Genomic DNA, 24,185 nt, shown 5'->3' on the forward strand with positions numbered 1-24,185 from the left:
GCGATGCCGGCGCGCAGGAGGTGAAGGTGACGGAAGGACTGTTCACCTTCGTGGCGCTCGACGAGAATCACCGCCCGCGCCCCCTGCCTCCCCGCTGATCGGATGGCCGCGCTTCAGCCGAAGCGGTAGCCGGAAACCTTCCAGCCGATCACATGATCGGCGAACACATGCGCCGCAGGATCATCCCCGCCGGCCCCGGCCGCGACCATCAACGGGATAAGATGCTCCTCGCGCGGATGCGCGAAGCGGGCATGCGGCAGCATGCTCCACGCCGAAAGGCGCCGGGCGCGCGCCTCAGGATCGGGATCGGTGGCGGCCGCGGTCAGCGCGGCATCGAAGATGTCGGCGGGGCCGGTGGCGTCGCCGTCGCGCACGCGCATATTGTGGAAGCTCATCCCCGATCCGACGATCAGCACGCCTTCATCGCGCAAGGGCGCCAGCGCGCGGCCGGCGGCGATATGCGCGGCGGGATCGAGATCCTTGCGCAGCGAAAGCTGGGCCGTCGGGATATCCGCCCCCGGCACCGCGACCTTCATCGGCACGAACACGCCGTGATCCCAGCCGCGCTCGGCGTCACGGGCAGTGGCGAATCCCGCATCGGCCAGCAAGCCGGCGGCGCGCCGCGCCACATCGGGGGCGCCCGGCGCATCCCAGTGGAGCTGATAGGTATGCGGCGGAAAGCCGTAATAATCGTAGAGCAGGCCCGGCCGCGCGCCATCCTGGACGGTGAACGCATCCTCCTCCCAATGGCCCGAGACGACGAGCAGCGCCTTCGGCCGTTCCGGCAGGCCCGCGACGAAGCCGGCGAGAAACGCCTCCATGCGCGTCCACATGCCGGCGGGATCGTCCATGAAGAAGCAGGGGCCTCCGCCATGGGGGATGAAGAAGCTGGGTTGGCGCATCCGATTCCATATCCTTCGCGGGCCACGCTTTACCCGCCCGTCGGGTCATGGCCGGCCATGGCGACGGAGATGGCATGTGCCGCGCCATTGGCAAGGGCCGGCGCGCGCCATGCCGATCGCCCGCAGCACTCTTTCAAGCGGCAGCCGCAGCGTTTATGCGCTGATGGCATGACGCGCTTCACGGTGAACGGCCAGCCGGTCCATTATCGCATGGATCCCGAGACCCCGCTCTTGTGGGCGCTGCGCGACGCATCGAACCTGACGGGCACCAAATATGGTTGCGGCGCGGGGCTGTGCGGAGCCTGCACCGTCCATATCGACGGCGCGGCGGTGCGATCCTGCCAGGTGCCGATCGGCTCCATCGAAGGCAGCTTCGTGACGACGATCGAGGCGCTGTCGCGCGATCGCAGCCATCCCGTGCAGCAGGCGTGGGTGGCCGAAAGCGTGCCGCAATGCGGCTATTGCCAGTCCGGCATCATCATGGCCGTGGCGGCGATGCTGGAGAAGAATCCCAACCCCAGCGATGCCGACATCGATGCGGAGATCACCAATATCTGCCGCTGCGGCACCTATCCGCGCATCCGCCGCGCGATCCGCCACGCCGCGCGCGTCGCCGCCGGGGGCGAGACGATCGCCGCCGCGCCGCCGCCGGGGATCGATCCCGAGGACGCCGCCCGCGCCATTCCCGCCCTCACCCCGCCCAAGCCCACCGGCAAGGAATGAGCGGAAAGATCCGGCAGCTTTCAATTCGCTGACCAAGGGGTTCAGCCTCCGCTCAGTGGACTTCGCCCAAGGTGTGCCCCAAGGTGGCGCGGATGTGCGCCTGGGCAAGGAGCATGGACATGGTGCGTGGGACTTTGGTGGCGCTGCTGCTGGCCGCGACCGCCGCGACCCCGGCGCTGGCGCAATCGCAAGGCTGGCACGGGCAGGGTTCGCAGGGACGGAGCTGGCAGGGGCAGACCGGCGGGCGCGGCGATATCGGCCGTCCGGGCGGCCGCATGGAAGGCCCCGCGCAGCGCCCCGACACGGCACGCCCCGCCCCCTCGGCCAATGCGTCGCCCCGCTGGAACGGATCCATCGCCCGCGGCAACAGCGCGGAGGGCGCGCGCGGCCCGCAGCGCCCGGCGCCGCAGCGCGCGGGGCTTTCTGGCAATGAAGACGGCCGCGACCGCGCCGCCCTCCGCCGTGGCGATAGCTGGTCGGCCGATCCCCGGACACGCCCCGGATCGCAGCCGGCCGACAGCCGCTATCGCGACCGCACGATCCGCTATGGCGATCGCGATGCAATCAACGGCCGGCCCGGAAATAACTGGAACGACCGGGACCGGCCGGGCCGCGACAATCGCTGGGACAATCGCGAGCGGTGGGACGACCGCAGGGATCGCGATCGCAGGGACAACCAATGGGACAACCGCAACCGCTGGTCGCAGGGGTGGCGCAACGACAATCGCTACGACTGGCAGCATTATCGCCAGTCCAACCGTTATATCTATCGCCTGCCCGTCTATTACGGCCCGGCCGGCCATGGCGGCTATCGCCGCTGGGCGCCGGGCTACCGGCTGCCGGGGGTCTATTATGTCCGCAGCTACTGGATCAGCGATCCCTGGTATTATCGCCTGCCGCCGATCTACGGCCCCTATCGCTGGGTCCGCTATTATGACGACGTGCTGCTGATCGACACCACCACCGGCCTGATCGAGGATGTCATTCCCGGCTTCTTCTGGCGCTGACCGAGGCGGATATCCAGGAAGGCCCGGCCTGCACAGCGCAGGCCGGGCCTTCTGTTTCGTCATCATGTTTCAGCCTTGAAAAAATCCAGCCTTCCCAGCGCCTTGTTTCTGTATGGAAGCTGACGATCGCATTCCTCCACCGTTCACGCGCGCTATGGAAATCCGGGGATCGGAAGCGGACGGCAATCGATCCGCGGACCTTGGAGGAAAGACCGGACCCATGCGCAAGCTCATCATCTCGGCCCTGATCGCGGCCACCGCCATGCCGCTGGCCGCCCAGGCGCAGACCGCCGAACTGAAGCGGGATCGCCAGGATATCCGCATGGCGCAGCGTTATGGCGACAGGCACGACGTGCGCGATGCGAAGCGGGAATATCGCGAGGACTGGCAGGATTATCGCCGCAACCATCGCGACGTCTATCGCCGTCCGGCCTATGTCGGCCCGCGCGGCTACGTCTATCGCCCGGTCGCCGTCGGCGCCCGTCTGGGTGCGCCTTATTATGCCTCGCGTTACGTGATCAGCGATCCCTATCGCTACCGGCTGCCGAAGCCGACCGGCGTCAACCGCTGGGTGCGCTACGGCAACGACGTGCTGCTGGTGAACGTGCGCACCGGCCGGGTGATCGAGGCCCATCGCGCCTTCTTCTGGTAAGCGGGCGGCGGCAGCCGCCGGGAGACATCGTCTTCCCGGCGGCTTGCGGCCGGTGTATTACCCCCGTAAAGCGGACGGCATATCTCCTAACAGGGAGCCATGCATGGCCGTTCGTCACCTTCTCCTCGCTTCCGCCGTCTCGCTGCTCGCGGCCCTGCCCGCGAACGCTGAGGCGCAGTCCCCCGCCCCCGTCGCCGCGGCGAGCCAGTCCGCGCACGATCAGCTCCACGCGCTGTTCCACGCCAGCGACGAGGCGAGCCTGAAGCGCAACCCGATCAACGCCATCTTCCGCGGCGACCTGCGCTATGCCGATCATCTCGGCGATTATGTGAGCGACGCTTATTACGATGCCGAGCGCGCCGCGGCCGAGGACGACCTGAAGCGCCTGCACGCGATCGACCGCGCCAGCCTCGATGCCACCGACCAGATCGCCTATGACGTGTTCGAATGGCAGACGCAGGAAACGCTGAAGAACCTGACGCCGGAGATGCTGGCGCTGACCGCCGTGCGCCCGATCGACCATTTCACCGGCTTCCACACCTTCTACCCCAGCTTCGCCTCGGGCCAGGGGGCGGCGCCGTTCAAGACGCTGGCGGACTATGAGAACAACCTGAAGCGCCACAAGGAATATGTGGCGCTGCTGGATCGTTCGATCGAGCGCTTCCGCCAGGGCATGGCATCGGGCGTCGTCCAGTCGAAGATGACGGTCCGCAACATGATCGACCAGCTCGACGAGATCATCGCCCTGGGGGTGGAGGGATCGACCTTCTACGGCCCGGTCAAGAAATTCCCCGAAGGCATTTCCGCCGCCGACCAGGCCCGGCTGAAGACGGCCTATGCCGCCGCCATCCGCGACGAGCTGATCCCCGCCCATATCCGCCTGCGCGATTTCCTGAAGAACGAATATCTGCCGGTGGCGCGCGAGGCCGTGGGCATCAGCGCGATGAAGGGCGGTGACAAGGTCTATCTCGCCGCGATCGAGCAGCTCACCACCCTGCCGCTGACGCCCGATTATGTGCACCAGCTAGGCCTTTCCGAAGTGGCGCGCATCCGCAGCCAGATGGAGGCGATCAAGACGCAGGTGGGCTTCAAGGGCACGCTGGCGGAATTCTTCCACCATCTGCGCACCGATCCGAAGTTCAAGCCGAAGTCCAAGCAGCAGCTCGTCGACGGCTATTATGCGATCGGCAAGCGCGTCGACGCGCGCATCCCCGAGCAGTTTTCGACCATCCCGAAGACCCCGCTCGAGATCCGCTATTACGAGCCCTATCGCGAAAAGACGCAGGCCGGCGGTTCCTACGAGCCGGGCATGTACGATCCCAAGGACCCGTCGAAGAACCGGCCGGGCATATTCTACTTCAACACCTACGACCTGCCTTCACGCACCACGCCGGGGATGGAGACGCTCTATCTCCACGAGGGCGCGCCGGGGCACCATTTCCAGATCAGCCTCGCGCAGGAGAATGATCGCCTGCCCGCCTTCATGCGCTATGGCGGCAACACCGCTTATGCCGAAGGCTGGGGACTTTATGCCGAGACGCTCTGGAAGGAGCTGGGCATGGAGACCGATCCCTATGAGCGGTTCGGCGGGCTGGACGACGAGATGCTGCGCGCGATGCGGCTGGTGGTCGACAGCGGCATCCACGCCAAGGGCTGGACCCGCGAACAGGCGATCAAATACATGCTCGACAATTCGGGCATGGGCGAGACCGACGCGACCGCCGAGGTCGAACGCTACATCGCCTGGCCGGGGCAGGCGCTGGCCTACAAGATCGGCCAGCTCACCATGTCCCGCCTGAAGGCCAAGGCGCAGGCGGAACTGGGCGCCAGGTTCGATCCGCGCGAGTTCCACGCCCAGATCCTGATGACCGGCGCGCTGCCGATGACGGTGCTGGAAAAGAAGATCGACGGCTGGATCGCCAGCGTGAAGGCGGCGAACTGATCCGGGGGCGGTGAGGCCCTCCCCGCCCTATCATGGGCGGCGGGCTGGACCGCTTTCGAACGAAGGACTTGCAGGCCCCTCTCCCGCCCTGGCGGGGGAGGGGTTTGTTTTGCGGCAGATTCGATTGCTGTGAGGAAGCTTCTGCCGCCAGCGATGCCGGCCTGCGCCGGCATGAGGGCTTGGATCGGCGCCCATGATCTTGGCGACTGCTTGTCGTCACCCTGCACCTGTTTCAGGGTCCATCGTGCGACAAAGGCTGTTGGCATTGGGGGAGAAGTGGCCCCTGAAACAAGTTCAGGGTGACGATTCTCTGGCGTGATCGAACCACCACCCTCCTGATGGCGATTGGCTTAGGCCGGCTCAGCCCCCGTCGTCATGGAGATAGAGGTCGACCGGCCAGGGCTGGGCCGACGCCCAGCGCACCGCCTCGGCGATACTGATGGCTTCGCGTTCGATCGGCGCCGTCTGGATGTCGCAGGCGAGAAGATAGGCGGGAACCGGCTCGGCGCCCACCGCGCCCTGCCCCGCGGGCTGCAGCACGGCGCGCACCGTCCGCCAGCGGCCCGGCCGATCGCGCATATCAATAAGATTCTGTATCAATGCGACTTTCCGCCCCTCTCGCTTGCGGCAGTAGATCATGGGCGCGAAGGAGGGAGCGTTTTTCTACGAACGGTGCCTGCAGGGCGATAAACGACGGCAAAACCGCCCCGAAATGGGACGACTTGTAAGGCCATGATCTTGCACGGCATATAGCCGGGATGATCCAGATCAGGCGGGCCACGGCGGCCGACGGGGCGGCCTTGTGGGCCATTATCGAACCGATCGTGCGCGCGGGCGAAACCTATGCCCTGCCGCGCGACATGGCCCGCGAGGACGCGCTCGCTTACTGGCTGGGGCGGGACCGGCATACGTTCGTTGCTGAGGCGGAAGGCCGCGTCCTCGGCACCTATTATCTGCGCGCCAATCAGGCCGGCGGCGGCGGCCATGTCGCCAATTGCGGCTACATGACCGCGCAGGACGCCGGCGGCCGGGGCGTGGCGCGGGCGATGTGCGCCCATTCGATCGATCAGGCCCGCGCGGAGGGGTATCGCGCCATCCAGTTCAACTGTGTCGTCTCCACCAATGTCCGCGCGGTCGGCCTGTGGCAGAAGATGGGGTTCGAGATCGTCGGCCGCCTGCCCGGCGCCTTCCGGCATCCGACCGCCGGTTATGTCGATGCGCTGGTGATGTTCCAGACGCTCTAGGCCGCACCCCGGGCGGGCGGGTGGTCGCTCCCGTGTAGCCGGGAAGGTCAGCCTTCCATCGCATCTCATTCCGCCTTCGCGGGAATGAAGGGTTTGGGCCTGCCTCGATGCGATGCCGGCCTGCGGCATGACGATTTGGAAGGGGCGCCCGGCGATTTTCCCGGATCGGCCGCCTTATCCTTCCGCCGATTCAATAAGCCCGGGCGACCGCGAACTCGACCGCCTCGACCAGCGCCGCGCGGGCATGGCCGCTGCCCAGCCCGCCCAGCGCATCGACCGCGCGCTGGCCGTAGATGCGGGCGCGGGCGAAGGTATCGTCCAGCGCGCCGGTTTCGCGCAGCAGGCGGGTGGCGTGGGCGAGATCATCGTCCGAGGCGCGCCGGCCTTCCATCGCATCGCGCCAGAACTGGCGATCCTCGTCCGAACCCCGCGCATGGGCGAGGATCACCGGCAGCGTGACCTTGCCGTCGCGGAAATCGTCGCCCGTGTCCTTTCCCATCGTCGCCCCGTCCGACAGATAGTCGATCGCGTCGTCGATCAGCTGGAAGGCGATGCCGAGGTTGCGGCCATAGGCGTCGAGCGCCAGCTCCACGCTTTCGTCGCGTTCGGCCACAACCGCGGCGATGCGGCAGGCCGCGGCGAACAGCGCCGCCGTCTTGGCGCCGATGATGTCGAGATAGCGTTCCTCGGTGGTTTCGATCCGGCGCTGGGCGGTGAGCTGGTTCACCTCGCCCTCGGCGATCACGGCCGATGCGTTGGACAGGATGCGCAGCACGCGCAGGCTGCCATCCTCCACCATCAGCTCGAACGAGCGGCTGAACAGGAAATCGCCGACCAGCACGCTGGCGGGGTTGCCCCAGATCATGTTGGCGGTGCGCTTGCCCCGGCGCAGGCCCGATCCGTCGACGACGTCGTCGTGCAGCAGGGTGGCGGTGTGGATGAATTCCACCGACGCGGCCAGCTTGTGGTGGCGCGTGCCGTCATAATCCAGCAGGCGGGCGCAGGCGAGCGTCAGCATCGGCCGCATCCGCTTGCCCCCGCCGGCGATCAGGTGGCCGGCCAGTTCCGGGATCAGCGGCACATCGCTCTGCATTCGATCGAGGATGACCGCGTTCACCTGCTTCATATCGGCTTCGACGAGACGGACCATCGGCTCCAGCGAGGGCGCGGCCTTGCGATGCAGGGGGGTAACGGTAGCAGTCATGACAAGCGCCCTTGGCGCGGCGCGGCCGTAAAGGCAAGCGCCCGGGGTTGCACAGAGGCCCGAACCTCCACAAAAGGGCGCCGGTTCCGAGCCCGAAGGGAAAATGATGTCAGACGACGTGCTGAAGCGGTATCGCGAAAGCATCGACAATATCGATGCCGCGCTGGTCTTCATGCTGGCCGAACGCTTCAAGGTCACGCAGGCGGTGGGCCGCTACAAGGCCGAGGCCGGCCTGCCCCCGGCGGACCCCGGCCGCGAATCGGCCCAGATCGAACGGCTGCGAACGCTGGCGCGATCGGCCAATCTGGACCCGGACTTTTCCGAAAAATTCCTGCGCTTCATCATCGACGAGGTGATCCGCCACCACGAAAAGGCGCGCGAGGCGGAATAAGGGCCGGGGACGCTACCGGAACGCGGCATCACGCCTTGTTAAGCGGGCGGATTTAGGCTCAACCCTTGCTTGTGGAAAAGCCCCCGCTGACGCCCCTCGACCTCCTGCCGCTGACCCATAGCTGGCCGCTTTTCGAATCCGGGCAGCGGTTTGACCTGGGAACGCTGCGGGGCGATGCGGGGCCGGCGACGAACGTCGTCCTCGATCCCGACCATTTCGAGCGGCGGGGCATCGGCGTGTGGCAGTGCGATCTTGCCGACAACGGGCTCCGCTGGTCGCCTACCGTCTACGACCTGTTCGGCCTGCCGCGCGGGGCCGGGCTATTGCGGCCGGAGATCGTTGCGCTTTATTGCGAGCCCTCGCGCGCGGCGATGGAGCGGCTGCGCGCGCACGCCATCCGCCACCGCCGCGGCTTCACCATCGATGTGGAGATCCTGCCCGCCCGCCGGAGGAGCCGGTGGATGCGTCTGGTGGCGGCACCGATCTGCGAAGGCGGCCGCACGGTGCGCCTGCACGGCCTGAAGCGCGACGTCACGCACGAATATCGGTAAGATCAGCGCCGGGCCTCTGGACCTAGCGCGGGATCGAGATCGCGGGGGCGGATGAAGCGGGCGAGCGCGCCGCTGCCCGCCTTCACATCGGCCCAATGATCGACGTCGATATGGATTTCCGCGAGCGCGGCGGTGGGGAATTTCTCCTCCACCTGATCGCGCGCGGCGTCGTCCGGCCGGTCGGGCACCAGCAGCAGCACCAGATCCTCCATCCCCGGATTATGCCCGCTGAGCAGCAGGGCATCGGCATCGTCGGGCGCTTCCTGCACGACATCGAGCAGGGTGGCGGCGGATGCGAGGTAGATGCGCTTGTCGAGCTCGACATGGAGCGAGCGGCCATAGCCTTCCCACAGGCCGTCCAGGGTTTCGACCACGCGCAGGGCGGGCGAGGCGATGACGAGATCGTAACGCAGGCCGAGATCGCGCATGTGCCGGCCCATCAGCCGGGCGCCCTTGAACCCGCGCGGATTGAGCGGTCGATCGAAATCGCGGGCGACGGGATCGTCCCAGCCCGATTTCGCGTGGCGCAGCAGCGTCAGCCGTTTCATTCCGTTCCAACATCCCCTTCCGGCTCCATGCTGATGCCGGAAACTTGTTGCGGTGAAAAGGCGCCGACAGGGTTAGCGGGCGCGGATGCGTTGAGCGCCGCGACATGCGCGACGGCTTCGTCCAGCGTGAGCCGCCGCACCGGCACGCCGGCCGGAAACGCATCCAGCAGGCGGGACGGCGTGGCCGCCGACAGCAGCACGAAGGCGCCGCGATCGTCCGCGCGGCGGATCAGCCGGCCGAAGGCCTGCGCCAGCCGCGCCCGCACGACGCGATCGTCATGCGCCGATCCGCCGCCGGCGGCGCGGCGCGCGGCATGGAGCACGGTGGGGCGCGGCCATGGCACCCCTTCCATCACCACCAGCCGGAGCGATTCGCCCGGCACGTCCACCCCGTCGCGCAGCGCATCGGTGCCGAGCAGCGAGGCGCGGCGATCATCGCGGAAGATATCGACCAGCGTGCCCGTATCGATCGGATCGACATGCTGGGCGTAGAGCGGCAGCCCTTCGCGGGCGAGGCGATCGGCGATACGGGCGTGCACCGCCTTCAGCCGCTGGATCGCGGTGAACAGGCCCAGCGTGCCGCCGCCTGCCGCCTGGATCAGCCGGGCATAAGCCAGCCCCAGCCCGGCGAGATCGCCGCGCTTCAGATCGGTGACGATCAGCACCTCGGCCCGGGAGGCATAGTCGAAGGGGCTCGGCGCCTCGAAGCGGGGCACCGCCTGATCGAGATGGACGGCGCCCGTGCGGGCTTCGGCGGCCGCCCAATCCTCCCCGCCGCGCAGGGTGGCGGAGGTGACGAGCACGCCATGCGCGGGCTTCAGCACGGTTTCGGCCAGCGGCCGGGTGGGATCGAGCCAGTGGCGGTGGAGGCCGATGTCGAATTCGCGCCCCTCGATCCGGTCGACGGCCAGCCAGTCGACATAATCGGGATCGACGGGGCCGCCGATCCGCGCGAGCAGCGCCACCCAGGCGGCGAGGAGCTGGCCGCGGTTGGAAAGGCCGGCGACGGCCCCTTCGATCCGCGCGCGGGCCGGGCCGTCCAGCCAGTCCGGCCCGTCTTCCAGCAGGCCTTCCAGCCGCTGGCGCAGGCGGGCGAGCGGGCGGACCAGCGCCTCCAGCGCACGGGCGGCGGGAGCGGCGGCATCGATCAGCGCGGGATCGAGCTCCGCCGCCTCGGTTTCCAGGCCGTATCCCGCATCCGCCGCGGACGCGCGGGCATAGACGGTGTCGCGCACCGCGGCGAGCAGCCGTTCGACCGGGCCGAGCGGCAGCCCTTCCCCCAGCCTGCCCAGCCAGCCATCGGCCGGCAGCGCGGAGGCTGCCTCCACCGCCGCATCGATGGCCAGCGCGCCTTCCTCGTCATAGGAAGCGACATCGGAAAGGCGGGCGGAAAGGCCCCGCCTGCGCCCGCGCGACTTGCCTTCGGGGCCGACGATCCAGCGGCGAAGCTCGATCGTCTCCTGCCCGGTCAGCGCGGTGGCGAAGGTGGAATCGGCGGCATCGAACAGATGATGCCCCTCGTCGAACACCATGCGCGCGAGCGGCAGGCCTTCCTCGCGCCGGCGGGTGGCCAGGATCATCACCAGCGCATGGTTGGCGATGACGAGATCGGCCCCTTCGGCCGCGCGGGCCGACCGTTCGATGAAGCATTTTCGATAGTGCGGGCAGCCGGCATAGACGCATTCGCCGCGCCGATCGGTGAGCGCGGTGGAGCCGGCGCGGCGGAACAGGGTGACGAGCCAGCCGGGCAGATCGCCGCCCACCATATCGCCGTCGCGGCTATAGGCCGCCCAGCGCGCGACCAGCTGGGCGAGGATCGCCGCCCGCCCCTGGAAGCCGCCCTGCAGCGCATCCTCCAGATTGAGCAGGCAGAGATAATTTTCCCGCCCCTTGCGCACCACCACCCGGCGCGCGCGATCGGCGGGATGCGGGAAGATGCGCGCGGTTTCGCGATCGAGCTGGCGCTGGAGCGCCTTGGTATAGGTGGAAACCCAGACGGTGCCGCCGGCTTCCGCCGCCCAGAGCGAGGCCGGTGCCAGATAGCCCAGCGTCTTGCCGATGCCGGTGCCGGCTTCGGCCAGCAGCATGTTGGGCCGGCCTTCCGCGCGGCGGGGATCGAAGACGCGCGCCGCGGCTTCGGCATAGAGGCGCTGGCCCTCGCGCGGCTCGGCGCCCGATCCCACCAGCCGGGCCAGCGCGTCATCGGTTTCGGCATCGGCCAGCACCAGCGGCCGGGGCTGCGGGCGGGGCGCTGCCTCCTCCCATTCGGGAAGCTTCGAGAACAGCCAGCGTTCGGCGCGTTCGGGCCGGTCGATCCGTTCGGCGACAGCGGCCGCCCAGGGCCAGCGCAGGCGGAACATGGCCTGCGCCGCCGTCCAGCCGCCCTCGCGCTCCGCCCAGCCGGCATCGCCCAGCCGATCGAGCAAGGCGGCGGCGGCGCGCAGCAGGAAGGGCGCGGCGGCCGCATCGTCCGCCGGCGGCTCCAGCCCCAGCGCGCGGGCCATGCCGGCGGGCGTGGGCACGACGAAGCGGGCGGGATGGACGAAGGCGAAGAGTTCGAGCAGGTCGAGGCCGGAAAGCTCGCCATAGCCCAGCCGGGTGGCGGTGACGGGCGCGTTGAGCAGCACCGCCGGGGTCTCCGCCGCCAGCGCGATCGCCTCCCCCCGGCCGACGCTGCGGACGGCGCCGTCGGGGGTGGCGATCCAGATGCCGCCATGGGTGGCGTGGATGGCGGGCCAGGGAAGCGGGGTGGACACGGACCCTCCTTAGCGCCACGGGAACGGGAGGGGAACGGCCAGCTTGCGGATCGGTTGCGGACGGGATGGGGGGTTGTTGCTTATCCCCGCGTCACGCCAGCGCAGGCTGGCGTCGCTGACGATCAACCCGTCCGATCATGCCGCCGAGAGGCCATGCCAGGCCCGATGCGATGCCAGGCTGCGCTGGCATGGCATTGGGGCCTGATACGACGTTGAGGGGGGAACATCTGTTGCGGGCATTCCCCGCGTCCCCGTCGACAGGCTCTCCGTCCGCCGGATATCCCAAGGCCTGTCGACGGGATTGTCGAGGGCGCCCGCGCCTTATGCGATCCGGGCGCGCAGCCGCTGCGCTTGTCCCGAGCGGGTCGCGGCGCCGATCGCGCCGAAGCCGACCAGCAGCATCAGCCAGGTCGCCGGTTCAGGAACCGAAGCCGGAACCGGGAGGGCGATGCCCTGCCAGCTGGTCACGTAGGGCTTGTCGTTCACGATCTCGAGCTCGACGATGCCGGTATTGTCCAGGCCATGCGAGAAGGCGAAGCCCGAGCTGACATTCTGGGCGAAATAGGACATGACAAAGCCGATTTCGGCCCCGTGCCCGACGATGGCCACGACCCCGTCCTCATCCTTGTGGGCGGCGATCATCTCCTGCCACGCCGGCAGCACGCGGGCGACCATGTCATCCAGCGATTCCGCATTGGGCAGATCGGCCTTGGCGGCGGTATCCCCCATCGCCCAGCGACCGATGATGCTCAGATAATCCACGGCCGGGCCGCCAAGCTCGACATCGCCGACATACCATTCGTTGGTGCGGGCGTCGGCGGTGGGCGTCAGGCCGAAATGGGCGGCGGTGGGCGCGATGGTCTGCTGCGTGCGCTGATAGGCGCTCGTATAGATGGTCGTGATATTATAGCCGGCCAGGACATCGGCCAGATCGAGCGCCTGCTGCTGCCCCAGGGCAGTGAGCGGCGGATCGAGCATCTCTTCAACAGTAGTGGCGGTGCCGGCGTTCGCCGTGCTTTCGGCGTGGCGGATGAAAAGGAAAGATGCCGCGTTTGCGGCCGCCCCCTGCATCGCCGCAATCAGAAGTGCGGCGATGATCGTGATTTTCGACATCGGCTTCCTCTCTGTTGTTGTTCTGGGCTTCGGGAAACCTGCGTATGGGATGGTTAACGGCGCTTCAATTGGGAATTGCCGCGGCCGCCGCCAGGGATTGTTTTGATAATCCGCTTTTTCGGATTTGCGGACTCTGAGAGACTGTTCGGGAAATCCGGTTTCACCGGATTTGCAGGGCCGTGCCGAAATCCGCGGAAAGCGAATTTCCAAACGGCCCCTCAGATCCTACCGCGCCAGCGCCGCCACGAATTTTTCGACGTCGGGCAGGCGATCGAAGTGGATGTTGCCATCGATATCGGCGGCGGGATCGCCATGGACCATGATCATCGCCGCATTGCCGAAGCCGCGCCGGTCGACCGCGCCCAATATGCCGCCGAGGATGCGCTCGCGGCCGATCTCCATCAGCGGGTGGCGTTGCCAGGGCAGGCTCCACACCACGCGCCGGTCGGTGACGGTCAGCCGGATGAAGGGCGCGCGGGCGACGCCGAGCAGGAAGCCCGGATAGCGGCGGAGCAGCAGGAGGATGACGAGCAGCACCAGCAAGGCGAGCGTAACGGTGCCGCCGACCGCGAAAGCGAGGAGACGCGGCGTCTGCGGCGCCGGCCACCACATCGCCCAGAGGAGGAAAGTGAGCGTCCAGAGCTGGAGCAGCAGGCAGCCGGCCATGATGAGGCTGCCCGAGGGCATCGCCCGGAGCCCCGGCCGCGCGACATAGAGCCGGCGTTCGGGAATCGGATCGATCCGCCGCGCATAGAGCACGGGCAGCGCGGCATCGGCTGAAAGGATTTCCGGTTCCACGGTCCGCATCGGACACCCCGCTTCCCGCCCCGATTGCGCGCCCTTCGGCTTTCCATCCGGGGCGGAATCGCTCTAAGGCGTCCTCCAAACACCTAAACGACACGGGAACACATGGCAAACGACCTCCGCGCAGCCGCCCTCGACAGCAAGGCCTGGCCCTTCGAGGAAGCCCGCAAGCTGCTGAAGCGATATCCGGACGGCGCGCCGGATAAGGGCTATGTGCTGTTCGAGACCGGATATGGCCCGTCGGGCCTGCCGCATATCGGCACCTTCAACGAGGTGCTGCGCACGACCATGGTCCGCCACGCCTTCGAGGCGCTGTCCGACGTGCCGACCCGGCTGATCGCCTTTTCGGACGACATGGACGGCCTGCGCAAGGTGCCGGACAATGTGCCTAACCAGGAGATGCTGCGCGCGCATCTGGGCAAGCCCCTGACCCAGGTGCCCGACCCGTTCGGCAAGTTCGAAAGCTTCGCCCATCACAACAATGCGATGCTGCGCGATTTCCTGGATCGTTTCGGCTTCGAATATGAATTCCTGTCCGCCACCGAATGCTACACGTCCGGCCGGTTCGATGCGGCGCTGAAGGATATCCTGCGCCATTATGACGCGATCATGGGCGTGATGCTGCCGACGCTGCGCAAGGAGCGGCAGGCGACCTATTCCCCCGTGCTGCCGATCAGCGAGAAGAGCGGCATCGTGCTGCAGGTGCCGGTGGAGGTGGTGGACGCCGAGCAGGGGCTGGTGCGGTTCGAGGATGAGGGCGAGACGGTCGTCCAGTCCATCCTCGGCGGCAAGGCCAAGCTGCAGTGGAAGGTCGACTGGGCGATGCGCTGGGTGGCGCTGGGCGTCGATTACGAGATGGCCGGCAAGGACCTGATCGATTCGGTGACGCAATCGGGCAAGATTGCCCGCGTGCTGGGCGCGCGGCCGCCCGAGGGCTTCAATTACGAGATGTTCCTGGACGAGAAGGGGGAGAAGATCTCCAAGTCCAAGGGCAATGGCCTGAGCCTCGAGCAGTGGCTGACCTACGGGCCGGAGGAGAGCATGGCCTTCTACGCCTATCGCGAGCCGAAGAAGGCGAAGTCGCTCCACATGGGTGTGATCCCGCGCGCGGTGGACGATTACTGGCAGTTCCGCGCCGCCTATCCCGCCCAGCCGATCGAGCAGAAGCTGGGCAACCCGGTGCACCATATCCACAATGGCCAGGTGCCGGCGGCGACCCTGCCGATCAGCTTCGGCCTGCTGCTGAACCTCGTCGGCGTGCTGGGCGAGGCGGACGAGGCGCAGGTCTGGGGCTATCTGGCCAATTACGTGCCCGATGCGAGCGCGGAGGCCTATCCCGAACTTGCCCGGCTGATCGGCCACGCGCTGGCCTATCACCGCGATTTCGTGGCGCCCACCCTGGTCCGCCGCAAGCCCGACGCGAAGGAAGCCGCCGCGCTGAAGGAGCTGGACGACAAGCTGGCCGCGCTGGGCGAGGATGCCGATGCCGAGGCGATCCAGAACGAGGTCTATGAGATCGGCAAGGCGCATTTCGGCAAGGAGGCGCTGCGCGACTGGTTCAAGGCGCTCTACGAAACCCTGCTGGGATCGAGCCAGGGGCCGCGCATGGGCAGCTTCATCAAGCTTTACGGCGTCGCCAACAGCCGCCGGCTGATCGCCGAGGCGCTGGCCTGACAGGCGCGTTTGAAAATGCGCTTTCAGCACATTTTCAAGGCGGCACCGGCCCGATCACCCGGACATATCGGCAGGAAGACGCCGGCGTGACCGATCTTCCCATCCACGCCGTGCTGCCCGATCTGCTGGCGGCGCTGCGCGCGCGGTCGTCCGCCGTGCTGGTGGCGCCGCCGGGCGCGGGCAAGACGACGGCGGTGGCGCCGGCGCTGCTCGGCGAGGCGTGGTGCGACGGACAGATCCTGCTGCTGTCGCCCCGCCGGCTGGCCGCGCGCGCGGCGGCCGAGCGGATGGCGGCGCTGGCGGGCGAGCCGGTGGGCCGCACCATCGGCTATGCCACGCGGATGGATTCGAAGCAGTCGGCGGCCACGCGCATCCTGGTGCTGACCGAGGGCATCTTCCGCAACCGCATCCAGGCCGATCCCGAGCTGGCCGGCGTTTCGGCCGTGCTGTTCGACGAGGTGCACGAACGCAGCCTGGACAGCGATTTCGGCCTGGCGCTGGCGCTGGATGCGCAGGGCGCGCTGCGGCCCGACCTCAGGCTGGTGGCGATGTCCGCCACGCTGGACGGCGCGCGCTTCGCCGCGCTGATGGACGACGCGCCCGTGATCGAGAGCGAGGGGCGGAGCTGGCCCCTGACGCTGCGCCATATCGGCCGGCGGGCGGAGGCACGGATCGAGGACGAGATCGCGGCCGCCATCCGCCGCGCGCTGGCGGAGGAAGAGGGCAGCCTGCTGGCCTTCCTGCCGGGCGTGGCGGAGATCGAGCGGACGGCGGAGCGGCTGGCGGGGCTGCCGGCCGATATCGCGATCCACCGGCTGCACGGCACGCTGGAACCGGCCGAACAGCGCGCCGCCATCACCACGCCGCCGCCGGGCATCCGCAAGGTGGTGCTGGCGACGAGCATCGCCGAGACCAGCCTGACCCTGGACGGCGTGCGCATCGTCGTCGATTCCGGACTGGCCCGGCGGCCGCGCTACGACCGGGCGGCGGGCGTGACCCGGCTTTCGACCGAGCGGGTGAGCCAGGCGGCCGCCACGCAGCGCGCCGGCCGCGCCGCGCGGCAGGGGCCCGGCACCGCCTATCGCCTGTGGGAGGAAGCGGCGACCGCCGGCCTGCCCCGCTTCGACCCGCCGGAGATATTGGAGGCGGACCTTTCCGCCCTGCTGCTGGACTGCGCGAACTGGGGCGTGACCGATCCGGCCGCGCTGCGCTGGATCGATCCGCCGCCCGCCGCCGCCGTGGCCGAAGCACGGGCGCGGCTCGCCGTGCTGGGCGCGATCGACGGGGACGGCCGGCCGACGCCCCACGGCAAGGCGATCGCCGCGCTGCCGCTGCCGCCGCGCCTGGCCCATATGCTGGTGGAGGCGAAGGCGCGCGGCTGGGCGGATGTCGCGGCCGAGGCGGCGGTGCTGCTGTCCGAACGCGGGCTGGGCGGCAACGACGCCGACCTCGAGCTGAGGCTGCGCCGCTGGCGGGGCGAGCGCGGCAAGCGGGCCGAGGCCGCGCGCGGGCTGGCGAAACGGTGGCGGCGGCTCGTTCAGCACACCTCTCCTCTTCCGGGAGAGGAGGGGGAGAAGGAAAGCCCCTATCCGCCTGCACGCCATTCGGGGCGGCCGCCCCCTCTCCCCGAAGCGGAGAGAGAGAATGCGCTGGCCGCCTGCGTCGCGCTGGCCTTTCCCGATCGGGTGGCGCGCAGGCGCGATGCATCGGGGGAGAATTGGATCGCCGTCGGCGGGCGGGGCTTCCGGCTCGATCCGCTGTCGCCGCTGGCGCGCGGCGAATGGCTGGCGGTGGCGGAGACGCAAGGGTCGGCGGCGGGCGCGCGCATCCTTTCCGCCGCCGCGATCGAGCTGGCCGATATCGAGGCGCTGTTCGCCGACCGGATCGCCATGGTGCGCGACGTGCGCTTCGATCCCGCGACCGGCGGCGTGATCGCCCGGCGCGAGCGGCGGCTGGGCGCGGTGCGGCTGGGTGGCGGGCCGGACGACGCGCCGGACCGGGACGCCGTGGCCGCGGCGCTGGTGGAAGGGGTGCGGCAGCACGGCCTGGGCCTGCTGCCCTGGCCCGAAAGCGCGGTGGCGCTGCGGCAGCGCGCGGCCTTCGCCCGGACGCACGACGCCTCGATTCCCGACCTGTCGGACGCGGCGCTGATCGCGGCGATCGACGAATGGCTGGCGCCGATCGTGGCGGGCCGGCGGAGGCTGGACGCGGTGAGCCCCGGCGACCTTGCGCAGGCGCTGGAGAATATCCTGGGCTGGGAGGGCGGGCGGGCGATCGACCGGCTGGCGCCCGCGCGGCTGGCGACGCCCGCCGGATCGAGCCACGCGATCGACTATGCGGCGGACGGCGGGCCGGCGGTCGAGCTGCGGCCGCAGGCGCTGTTCGGCCTCACCCGCCACCCGATGCTGGCCGACGGCCGCGTGCCGCTGGTGCTGCGCCTCACCTCGCCCGCCGGCCGGCCGATCCAGACGACGCGCGACCTGCCGGGCTTCTGGGCGGGAAGCTGGGCCGCCGTCGCCAAGGAGATGCGCGGCCGATACCCCCGCCATCCCTGGCCCGACGATCCGGCCGGCGCCGATCCGACGCTGCGGACCAAGAAAGCGAGCGGGCGGTAGGACCGGCGGGATTACGCCCCGAAAGCGAGGCTGAACGGGCCGCCGCGTGCGACGGCGCGTTGCCAGGCGGGGCGGGCTTCCATGCGGGCGACGAAGGCGGTGAGCGCGGGGCGATCCTCGATCTGGCCCTGCGCCTTCAGGAATTGCAGCTCGTGGGTGAGCTGGAGATCGGCGGCGGTGAAACCATCGCCGATCAGATAGTCGCGCCCGGCAAGCAGGGCATCGAGATAGTCGAGCTGCACGCCCAGGCCGTGCGCCGCATAGCCTTCCAGCATGGGCGCGCTGACGCCGAACAGGCGGATGAACAAGGGCAGCAGCGTGCGCAGCGCCAGCGAGGATTCCGGATAGTGCAGCAGTTCCAGGAATTTCGCATAATCCGGCGAATCCGGCGCGGGGGCGAGACGGCCCCGGCCGTAGCGCAGCAGCACATATTGGATGATGGCGGCGGATTCGGCCATCGCCACGCCGTCTATCTCCACCGACGGCGCCTTGCCGAGCGGGTGGACCTTCGTCATTTCCGGCGGCGCCGCGCCCATCATCCGCTGGTAGCGGACGATATCATAAGGCAGCTCCAGCTCCTCAAGCAGCCAGACGATGCGCTGCGACTTCGAATTTTCGAGATGATGGACGACGATCTGCGCCATGGCGGCTTCCCCCTCCCGCAACCGGCCCCTTCGCGGAGCCGGCCGGTCCGCCAGTCTAGGCACGGCCCGCCCGGCGCCCCAAGCCGAATCGTGGCGGGCGCCGGGCGAAGGAGGGAAAAAGCGTCACGAAAGGCGGGCGATCAATCCCGCAGCAGCTCGTTGATGCCGGTCTTGGCGCGGGTCTGCGCATCCACCCGCTTCACGATCACCGCGCAATAGAGCGACGGGCCGGGCGTGCCATCCGGCAGCGGCTTGCCGGGCAGCGATCCGGGGACGACGACCGCATAGTCGGGCACGCGGCCGACGAACACCTCGCCGGTCGCGCGATCGACGATCTTGGTCGAGGCGCCGAGATAGACGCCCATCGAGAGCACCGCGCCCGCGCCCACGATCACGCCTTCGGCCACTTCCGCGCGCGCGCCGATGAAGGCGCCGTCGCCGATCACCACCGGATTGGCCTGCAGCGGTTCCAGCACGCCGCCGATGCCGGCGCCGCCCGAAAGATGGACGTTGCGGCCGATCTGCGCGCAGCTGCCCACCGTCGCCCAGGTATCGACCATCGTGCCTTCGCCGACATAGGCGCCGATATTGACGAAGCTGGGCATCAGCACCGCGCCCTTGCCGATGAAGGCGCCCCGGCGGACGACCGCGCCGGGCACCGAGCGGAAGCCGGCGGCGCGATATTCCGCCTCGCCCCAGCCGGAAAATTTGCTGGGCACCTTGTCCCACCAGCTCGCCTCGCCCGGCGCGCCGGTGATGAGCGCATTGTCGTTGAGGCGGAAGGAGAGCAGCACCGCCTTCTTCAGCCACTGGTGGACGATGACCTCGCCATCCACCGTCTCCGCCACGCGCGCGGTGCCGGCGTCGAGCTGGGCCAGCGCCGCATCCACGGCGGTGCGCACATCGCCCTTCGTATCGAAACCCAGCGTGTCGCGGACTTCCCACGCGGCTTCGATCGTCTGCGCCAGATCGCTCATATCTTCGTCCCCAATATCTCTTCCAGCCATTCGCCGACCTCGGCGATCTCATAATCGATATAATCGGGATCATGGCCGTGATCGCCATGATCCGATCCGTTGTTCACCCACACCGTCTTCATCCCCAGCGCCTTGGCGGGCTTGAGGTTGCGGGCCATGTCCTCCACGAACAAGGCCGTCCGCGGCGCGACGTTCAGCGCCGCGCACATCGCATCGTAGCTCGCCGGATCGGGCTTGGGCCGATAGGCGCAGGCGTGGATATCGTGGATCGCCTCGAAGCTTTCCGACAGGCCCAGCCGGCCCAGCACGCGGCGCGCATAGGCATGGTCGCCATTGGTGAAGACGAGCTTGCGCCCCGGCAGCCGGGCCAGCGCCTCGACCAGCCGGCGATCCTCGGCCAGCGCGTCCATCTCGATATCGTGGACGAAATCCAGGAATTCGCGCGGCTCGATCCCATGGCGCGCCATCAGCCCGTTGAGGGTGGTGCCGTGCTCTACGAAATAGCTTTTCTGGATGCGGTGCGCCTCCACCGGGTCGACGCCGAGGAGGTTCTGGACGAACTGGCCCATGCGCACGTCGATCCGCGCGAACAGATCGGCCGACGCCGGATAGAGCGTATTGTCCAGATCGAAGATCCAGCAATCGACATGGGCGAGCGCGGGCAGCATGGCGCGCGGTCTAGCGAGGGGTGCCGGTGGGGGCAACCGGCGTTCGAGCGCGATCGTCCTGCCGAACCTGATTCAGCATCATGGCCGCAACGCTGCCATCGCGGGCGTTGCGGCAATGGATCTGACTTTCGTCAGGATGACGGGATGGCCACCGAAATCCCGCCGTTCGTGTGGAGCGAAGTCGAGGCAGGTCGCCCGGAGCGAACGGGCAACGCGGCCCCGCCTAGACGGTAAAGCTCTCGCCGCAGCCGCAGGCGCCCTTGGCGTTCGGGTTCTGGAAGACGAAGCCGGCGGTGAAATCATCCTCCACCCAGTCCATCGTCGATCCGATGAGGTAAAGGATCGAGCCGCCGTCGACGTAGAAATCGCCGCCCGGCGTCACGATCTTCTCGTCGAAGGGATCGGCTTCGGTGACGTAATCGACCGAATAAGCGAGGCCCGAGCAGCCGCGGCGCGGCGTGGAGAGCTTGACGCCGACGGCGCCTTCGGGGGCGCGGGCCATCAGATCGGCGATGCGCTGCTCGGCCGACGGCGTCAGGATGATCGCGGCGGGGCGGACGCGGGGGGCAGTAGTCGTGCTCATCACAGCATCCCCAGTTCGAGCTTGGCTTCGTCCGACATCTTCTGCGGGTCCCATGGCGGGTCCCAGACGAGGTTGACCTCCGCCACGCCGACGCCGGGCACGGAACCGACACGCAGCTCCACCTCGCCCGGCATGGATTCGGCCACGGGGCAATGCGGGGTGGTGAGCGTCATGGTGACGACGACATGGCCGGCATCGACATCCACGCCGTAGATGAGGCCGAGATCGTAGATGTTCACCGGAATCTCGGGATCGTAGATTTCCTTGAGCGCGGCGATCACGCCCTCGTAAATCTCCCCGCCGGGCTCGCCCGCGCCCTGGGGCACGGGCTTCTGGGCGAGGAAGCCGTCCAGATAATCGCGCGGGCGATCGGCCGCGGCATCGGCCGCGGGCGGCGCATCGTCCACCGCATCCTCGACGCGCGCGCGCGGCGCCGGCGCCACGGCGCTCACTTCCTCGGTGCGGATCTTCGTTTCCTCGTTCATCCGAATATTCTCGTCACCCGTTCGATACCGTTGGCGAGCGCCGCCACATCCGCGAGCCCGTTATAGACGCCGAAGCTGGCGCGTGCCGTGGCGGGCACGCCCAGATGCTCCATCAGCGGCTGGGCGCAATGATGCCCGGCACGGATGGCGACATGCGCCTCATCCAATATGGTGCCGACATCGTGGGGATGCACCCCTTCCACCGCGAAACTGACGATGCCGGCCGAATCCTCCGGCCCGAACAGCCGCACGCTGTTGATGCCGGACAAGGCTTCCCGCGTGGCCTTCACCAGCGCGGTTTCGTGCGCGTGAATCGCGGCCAGGCCGATCGCATCGACATAATCGATCGCGGCATGGAGGCCGACGACGCCCACGACATGCGGGGTTCCCGCCTCGAACCGGGCCGGCGGCGGCGCATAGGTGGTGCGTTCGAAGCTGACCTTGTCGATCATCGATCCGCCGCCCTGCCAGGGGGGCATGGATTCGAGGATGTCGGCCTTCGCCCACAGCACGCCGATGCCGGTGGGGCCGTAGAGCTTGTGGCCGGAAAAGACGTAGAAATCGCAGCCGAGCGCCGCCACGTCCACCGCGAGGCGCGGCACCGCCTGGCAGCCGTCGACCAGCAGCCGCGCGCCGACATCGTGCGCCAGCGCCGCCGCGCGGCGGACATCCAGCACCGAGCCGAGCACGTTCGAGACATGGGCCAGCGCCACCAGCTTGTGCGCGGGGGTGAGCATCGCCGCCACGGCATCGAGATCGATCCGGCCATCGGCGGTGAGCGGGGCGACATCGATCTCCACGCCCACGCGATCGCGCAGCAGTTGCCACGGCACGATGTTGGAATGATGCTCCAGCGTGGAAAGCAGGATGCGGTCGCCCGCCTTCAGGTGGGTGCCGCCCCAGCTCTGCGCCACGAGGTTGATGCCTTCGGTGGCGCCGCGCACGAACACGATCTCGTCCGCCGAACCCGCGCCGATGAAGCGGGCGACCCGCTGGCGCGCGGCCTCGAACGCGACCGTCATGTCCGCCGAGCGCTGATAGACGCCGCGATGGACGGTGGCATAGGTTTCGCCATAGGCCCGGGCGATCGCATCGATCACCATCTTGGGCTTCTGCGCGGTGGCGGCGGTATCGAGATAGGCCCAGCCTTCCGGGATCGCCGGGAAATCGGCGAGCCAGTCGAGCGGGCGGGCATCGGCGAGCGCGGTCACAGCAGCGCCTCCAGCGCGGCGAGCGCCTTCGCTTCCAGATCGGCGCGCGCGGCATCAGCCTCCAGCGCCACGAAGGCGCCGGCGACGAAGGCCTGCAGCAGCAGCGCCTTGGCCTCGGCGGGCGGAAGCCCGCGGCTTTCGAGGTAGAAGAGCGCCTGCCGGTCAAGCTCGCCAACAGTGGCGCCATGGGCGCACTTCACGTCGTCGGCGAAGATCTCCAGCTCCGGCTTGGCGTTGGCGGTGGCGGTGCGATCGAGCAGCATCGCCTTCACCGACTGGCTGGCATCCGTCTTCTGCGCATCGCGCGCGACGGCGACCTTGCCGAGGAAGCTGCCGGTGGCGGTTCCGGCCAGCACCGATCGCACCACCTGGTTGCTGGTGGCGTTGGGCTCGACATGGTTGACGGTGGTGACGATCTCCAGCGTCTGCCCCGCGCCGCCGACGATCGCGCCGCCCAGCTCGAAATGGGCGCCGTCGTGCAGGGTCACGTCGATGGCGATGCGGCCCAGCCGGCCGGCGATGTTCAGGATGAAGAAGGCGCAGGTTCCGCCGGCGGCGATATCGACGGCGTAATCCGCGATCACCACGCCATCCGCCCCGGCCTGCGGCGCGACGATGCGCACGGCGCTTTCACCGGCGGCGACGCTGATCCGCTCAGCCGGCGGCACCGGCCAGACGGTGGCGACGGCCTCCAGATCGCTGTAGCGCCAGGCCTCCTGCCTCGCGGTGGGGAGGGCCAGCGCGGTCACGCCGCGATCGCTCCATAGCCTTCGCGCTCCAGCTCCAGCGCGAGTTCCGGCCCGCCCGAACGGACGATGCGGCCATTGGCGAGAACGTGGACGAAATCCGGCCGGACATAATCGAGCAGGCGTTGATAATGGGTGATGAGCAGCACGGCCTTGTCGTCCTTCCGCATGATGCGGTTGATGCCGTCGCCGATCACGCGCAGCGCATCGATGTCGAGGCCGCTGTCGGTTTCGTCGAGGATGGCCATCTTCGGATCGATGATGCCCATCTGCACCATCTCGTTGCGCTTCTTCTCGCCGCCCGAAAAGCCGACGTTCACCGGGCGCTTCAGCATCTCCATGTCGAGGCCGAGCGCCTGCGCCTGCGCGCGCGCGACCTTCAGGAACTCGGCGCCCGAAAGCTCCGCCTCGCCCCGGCTCTTGCGCTGGGCGTTGAGCGCGGTGCGCAGGAACTGGAGGTTGGAGACGCCGGGAATCTCGACCGGATATTGGAAGCCCAGGAACAGGCCGGCGGCGGCGCGCTCGTGCGGATCAAGCGCCAGCAGATCCTGCCCGTCGAGCGTGGCGGTGCCCTCCGTCACCTCATAGCCGGGGCGGCCGGCGAGGACGTAGGAAAGCGTCGACTTGCCCGCGCCGTTCGGCCCCATGATCGCATGGACCTCGCCCGCATTGATGCTGAGCGAGAGGCCCTTGAGGATCGGCTTGCCGTCGACTTCGGCGTGGAGGTTATTGATCTGCAACATCT

At 68.6% G+C, this 24,185-nt stretch carries 25 protein-coding genes (1 of these 25 cut by a window edge); 10 read left to right on the plus strand and 15 right to left on the minus strand.

All coding sequences use genetic code 11. The features are described 5' to 3' along the window. A protein-coding gene (locus G432_RS08765) for an acyl-CoA thioesterase (RefSeq protein ID WP_015458462.1) crosses the window boundary here: on the plus strand, nt 1-98 show its final stretch. 295 nt of this gene lie to the left of the window's left edge; only the last 98 of its 393 coding nucleotides appear in the window; its start codon lies beyond the left edge, outside the window; its stop codon occupies nt 96-98. A 15-nt stretch (nt 99-113) separates the two neighbouring features. On the opposite strand, the gene G432_RS08770 is transcribed toward G432_RS08765, so the two are convergent. After that, a complete protein-coding gene (locus G432_RS08770) occupies nt 114-902 on the minus strand; it encodes a DODA-type extradiol aromatic ring-opening family dioxygenase (protein WP_015458463.1) in 789 nt (262 codons plus the stop codon). 168 nt (nt 903-1,070) lie between these two features. Here G432_RS08770 and G432_RS08775 point away from each other — a divergent pair, with 168 nt between their 5' ends. The 4 genes from G432_RS08775 to G432_RS08790 all read left to right on the plus strand — a co-directional run bounded on the left by G432_RS08775 (nt 1,071) and on the right by G432_RS08790 (nt 5,226). After that, entirely contained in the window at nt 1,071-1,625 is a 555-nt protein-coding gene (locus tag G432_RS08775) for a (2Fe-2S)-binding protein (RefSeq protein ID WP_015458464.1), read from the plus strand. Nucleotides 1,626-1,744: 119 nt separating this feature from the next. Further along, nucleotides 1,745-2,632: an RcnB family protein gene (locus G432_RS08780; RefSeq protein ID WP_015458465.1), complete on the plus strand. Its 888-nt coding sequence runs from the start codon at nt 1,745-1,747 to the stop codon at nt 2,630-2,632. A 220-nt stretch (nt 2,633-2,852) separates the two neighbouring features. After that, nucleotides 2,853-3,284, plus strand: a complete 432-nt coding sequence (locus G432_RS08785; protein ID WP_015458466.1) for an RcnB family protein — start codon at nt 2,853-2,855, stop codon at nt 3,282-3,284. A 103-nt stretch (nt 3,285-3,387) separates the two neighbouring features. After that, a complete protein-coding gene (locus G432_RS08790) occupies nt 3,388-5,226 on the plus strand; it encodes a DUF885 domain-containing protein (RefSeq protein ID WP_015458467.1) in 1,839 nt (612 codons plus the stop codon). A gap of 360 nt (nt 5,227-5,586) precedes the next feature. Here the strand turns inward: G432_RS08790 and G432_RS08795 are convergent, their stop codons facing one another. After that, the gene (locus G432_RS08795) at nt 5,587-5,805 is read right to left on the minus strand and encodes a hypothetical protein (protein WP_015458468.1); all 219 of its coding nucleotides are present in this window, start codon (nt 5,803-5,805) and stop codon (nt 5,587-5,589) included. Nucleotides 5,806-5,984: 179 nt separating this feature from the next. Here G432_RS08795 and G432_RS08800 point away from each other — a divergent pair, with 179 nt between their 5' ends. Continuing rightward, complete coding sequence (locus G432_RS08800) at nt 5,985-6,470, plus strand: GNAT family N-acetyltransferase (protein ID WP_015458469.1); 486 nt, start codon at nt 5,985-5,987, stop codon at nt 6,468-6,470. Nucleotides 6,471-6,660: 190 nt separating this feature from the next. Here G432_RS08800 and G432_RS08805 read toward each other — a convergent pair whose 3' ends face one another. Beyond that, nucleotides 6,661-7,674, minus strand: a complete 1,014-nt coding sequence (locus G432_RS08805) for a polyprenyl synthetase family protein (protein WP_015458470.1) — start codon at nt 7,672-7,674, stop codon at nt 6,661-6,663. 106 nt (nt 7,675-7,780) lie between these two features. Between G432_RS08805 and G432_RS08810 the strand changes: the two genes are divergently transcribed. After that, nucleotides 7,781-8,065, plus strand: a complete 285-nt coding sequence (locus G432_RS08810) for a chorismate mutase (protein ID WP_015458471.1) — start codon at nt 7,781-7,783, stop codon at nt 8,063-8,065. A 71-nt stretch (nt 8,066-8,136) separates the two neighbouring features. Then, entirely contained in the window at nt 8,137-8,616 is a 480-nt protein-coding gene (locus G432_RS08815) for a hypothetical protein (RefSeq protein ID WP_236626899.1), read from the plus strand. 2 nt (nt 8,617-8,618) lie between these two features. On the opposite strand, the gene G432_RS08820 is transcribed toward G432_RS08815, so the two are convergent. From G432_RS08820 to G432_RS08835, 4 genes are all read right to left on the minus strand, one after another. Further along, a complete protein-coding gene (locus G432_RS08820) occupies nt 8,619-9,164 on the minus strand; it encodes a SixA phosphatase family protein (RefSeq protein ID WP_015458473.1) in 546 nt (181 codons plus the stop codon). Continuing rightward, nucleotides 9,161-11,920 carry an ATP-dependent DNA helicase gene (locus G432_RS08825; protein ID WP_015458474.1) on the minus strand — a complete coding sequence of 920 codons (2,760 nt, stop codon included), beginning with the start codon at nt 11,918-11,920 and terminating at the stop codon, nt 9,161-9,163. The genes G432_RS08820 and G432_RS08825 overlap by 4 nt, the downstream gene beginning before the upstream one ends. A gap of 321 nt (nt 11,921-12,241) precedes the next feature. Beyond that, nucleotides 12,242-13,243, minus strand: coding sequence for a histidine phosphatase family protein (locus tag G432_RS24070; protein WP_144062017.1), 1,002 nt, complete (start codon nt 13,241-13,243; stop codon nt 12,242-12,244). Between the two features lie 15 nt (nt 13,244-13,258). Then, on the minus strand, nt 13,259-13,840 hold the full coding sequence (locus G432_RS08835) for a hypothetical protein (RefSeq protein ID WP_015458476.1): 582 nt from the start codon (nt 13,838-13,840) through the stop codon (nt 13,259-13,261). Between the two features lie 102 nt (nt 13,841-13,942). On the opposite strand from G432_RS08835, the gene G432_RS08840 reads away from it, so the two are divergent. Further along, complete coding sequence (locus G432_RS08840) at nt 13,943-15,511, plus strand: lysine--tRNA ligase (protein WP_015458477.1); 1,569 nt, start codon at nt 13,943-13,945, stop codon at nt 15,509-15,511. 86 nt (nt 15,512-15,597) lie between these two features. Next, a complete protein-coding gene (gene hrpB, locus G432_RS08845; RefSeq protein ID WP_015458478.1) occupies nt 15,598-18,126 on the plus strand; it encodes an ATP-dependent helicase HrpB in 2,529 nt (842 codons plus the stop codon). An 11-nt stretch (nt 18,127-18,137) separates the two neighbouring features. Here hrpB and G432_RS08850 read toward each other — a convergent pair whose 3' ends face one another. The 8 genes from G432_RS08850 to sufC form a co-directional block, all read right to left on the minus strand. Then, nucleotides 18,138-18,770 (minus strand): glutathione S-transferase family protein, encoded by a 633-nt coding sequence (locus G432_RS08850; protein WP_015458479.1) that lies wholly within the window; start codon nt 18,768-18,770, stop codon nt 18,138-18,140. A gap of 140 nt (nt 18,771-18,910) precedes the next feature. Beyond that, nucleotides 18,911-19,747, minus strand: coding sequence for a 2,3,4,5-tetrahydropyridine-2,6-dicarboxylate N-succinyltransferase (gene dapD, locus G432_RS08855; RefSeq protein WP_015458480.1), 837 nt, complete (start codon nt 19,745-19,747; stop codon nt 18,911-18,913). Then, nucleotides 19,744-20,415, minus strand: a complete 672-nt coding sequence (locus G432_RS08860) for a pyrimidine 5'-nucleotidase (RefSeq protein WP_015458481.1) — start codon at nt 20,413-20,415, stop codon at nt 19,744-19,746. Before G432_RS08860 ends, dapD begins: the two co-directional genes overlap by 4 nt. Nucleotides 20,416-20,638: 223 nt before the next feature. After that, nucleotides 20,639-20,998, minus strand: coding sequence for a HesB/IscA family protein (locus G432_RS08865; RefSeq protein WP_015458482.1), 360 nt, complete (start codon nt 20,996-20,998; stop codon nt 20,639-20,641). Beyond that, entirely contained in the window at nt 20,998-21,483 is a 486-nt protein-coding gene (locus tag G432_RS08870) for an SUF system Fe-S cluster assembly protein (protein WP_015458483.1), read from the minus strand. The genes G432_RS08865 and G432_RS08870 overlap by 1 nt, the downstream gene beginning before the upstream one ends. Beyond that, entirely contained in the window at nt 21,480-22,694 is a 1,215-nt protein-coding gene (locus G432_RS08875) for a cysteine desulfurase (RefSeq protein ID WP_015458484.1), read from the minus strand. The genes G432_RS08870 and G432_RS08875 overlap by 4 nt, the downstream gene beginning before the upstream one ends. After that, entirely contained in the window at nt 22,691-23,443 is a 753-nt protein-coding gene (locus G432_RS08880; protein ID WP_015458485.1) for a SufD family Fe-S cluster assembly protein, read from the minus strand. The genes G432_RS08875 and G432_RS08880 overlap by 4 nt, the downstream gene beginning before the upstream one ends. Then, nucleotides 23,440-24,183, minus strand: a complete 744-nt coding sequence (sufC, locus tag G432_RS08885; protein ID WP_015458486.1) for a Fe-S cluster assembly ATPase SufC — start codon at nt 24,181-24,183, stop codon at nt 23,440-23,442. The genes G432_RS08880 and sufC overlap by 4 nt, the downstream gene beginning before the upstream one ends. Nucleotides 24,184-24,185: the final 2 nt, after the last annotated feature.

The sequence above is a fragment of the Sphingomonas sp. MM-1 genome (assembly GCF_000347675.2).
GTDB lineage: Bacteria > Pseudomonadota > Alphaproteobacteria > Sphingomonadales > Sphingomonadaceae > Sphingomonas_E > Sphingomonas_E fennica.

Bases quoted from the DNA above. Each gene is read 5' to 3' on its own strand.
- G432_RS08770 (WP_015458463.1), bottom strand. From the start codon at position 902: ATGCGCCAACCCAGCTTCTTCATCCCCCATGGCGGAGGCCCCTGCTTC.
- G432_RS08775 (WP_015458464.1), top strand. From the start codon at position 1,071: ATGACGCGCTTCACGGTGAACGGCCAGCCGGTCCATTATCGCATGGAT.
- G432_RS08780 (WP_015458465.1), top strand. From the start codon at position 1,745: ATGGTGCGTGGGACTTTGGTGGCGCTGCTGCTGGCCGCGACCGCCGCG.
- G432_RS08785 (WP_015458466.1), top strand. From the start codon at position 2,853: ATGCGCAAGCTCATCATCTCGGCCCTGATCGCGGCCACCGCCATGCCG.
- G432_RS08790 (WP_015458467.1), top strand. From the start codon at position 3,388: ATGGCCGTTCGTCACCTTCTCCTCGCTTCCGCCGTCTCGCTGCTCGCG.
- G432_RS08795 (WP_015458468.1), bottom strand. From the start codon at position 5,805: ATGCGCGATCGGCCGGGCCGCTGGCGGACGGTGCGCGCCGTGCTGCAG.
- G432_RS08800 (WP_015458469.1), top strand. From the start codon at position 5,985: ATGATCCAGATCAGGCGGGCCACGGCGGCCGACGGGGCGGCCTTGTGG.
- G432_RS08805 (WP_015458470.1), bottom strand. From the start codon at position 7,674: ATGACTGCTACCGTTACCCCCCTGCATCGCAAGGCCGCGCCCTCGCTG.
- G432_RS08810 (WP_015458471.1), top strand. From the start codon at position 7,781: ATGTCAGACGACGTGCTGAAGCGGTATCGCGAAAGCATCGACAATATC.
- G432_RS08820 (WP_015458473.1), bottom strand. From the start codon at position 9,164: ATGAAACGGCTGACGCTGCTGCGCCACGCGAAATCGGGCTGGGACGAT.
- G432_RS08835 (WP_015458476.1), bottom strand. From the start codon at position 13,840: ATGCGGACCGTGGAACCGGAAATCCTTTCAGCCGATGCCGCGCTGCCC.
- G432_RS08840 (WP_015458477.1), top strand. From the start codon at position 13,943: ATGGCAAACGACCTCCGCGCAGCCGCCCTCGACAGCAAGGCCTGGCCC.
- G432_RS08850 (WP_015458479.1), bottom strand. From the start codon at position 18,770: ATGGCGCAGATCGTCGTCCATCATCTCGAAAATTCGAAGTCGCAGCGC.
- dapD (WP_015458480.1), bottom strand. From the start codon at position 19,747: ATGAGCGATCTGGCGCAGACGATCGAAGCCGCGTGGGAAGTCCGCGAC.
- G432_RS08860 (WP_015458481.1), bottom strand. From the start codon at position 20,415: ATGCTGCCCGCGCTCGCCCATGTCGATTGCTGGATCTTCGATCTGGAC.
- G432_RS08865 (WP_015458482.1), bottom strand. From the start codon at position 20,998: ATGAGCACGACTACTGCCCCCCGCGTCCGCCCCGCCGCGATCATCCTG.
- G432_RS08870 (WP_015458483.1), bottom strand. From the start codon at position 21,483: ATGAACGAGGAAACGAAGATCCGCACCGAGGAAGTGAGCGCCGTGGCG.
- sufC (WP_015458486.1), bottom strand. From the start codon at position 24,183: ATGTTGCAGATCAATAACCTCCACGCCGAAGTCGACGGCAAGCCGATC.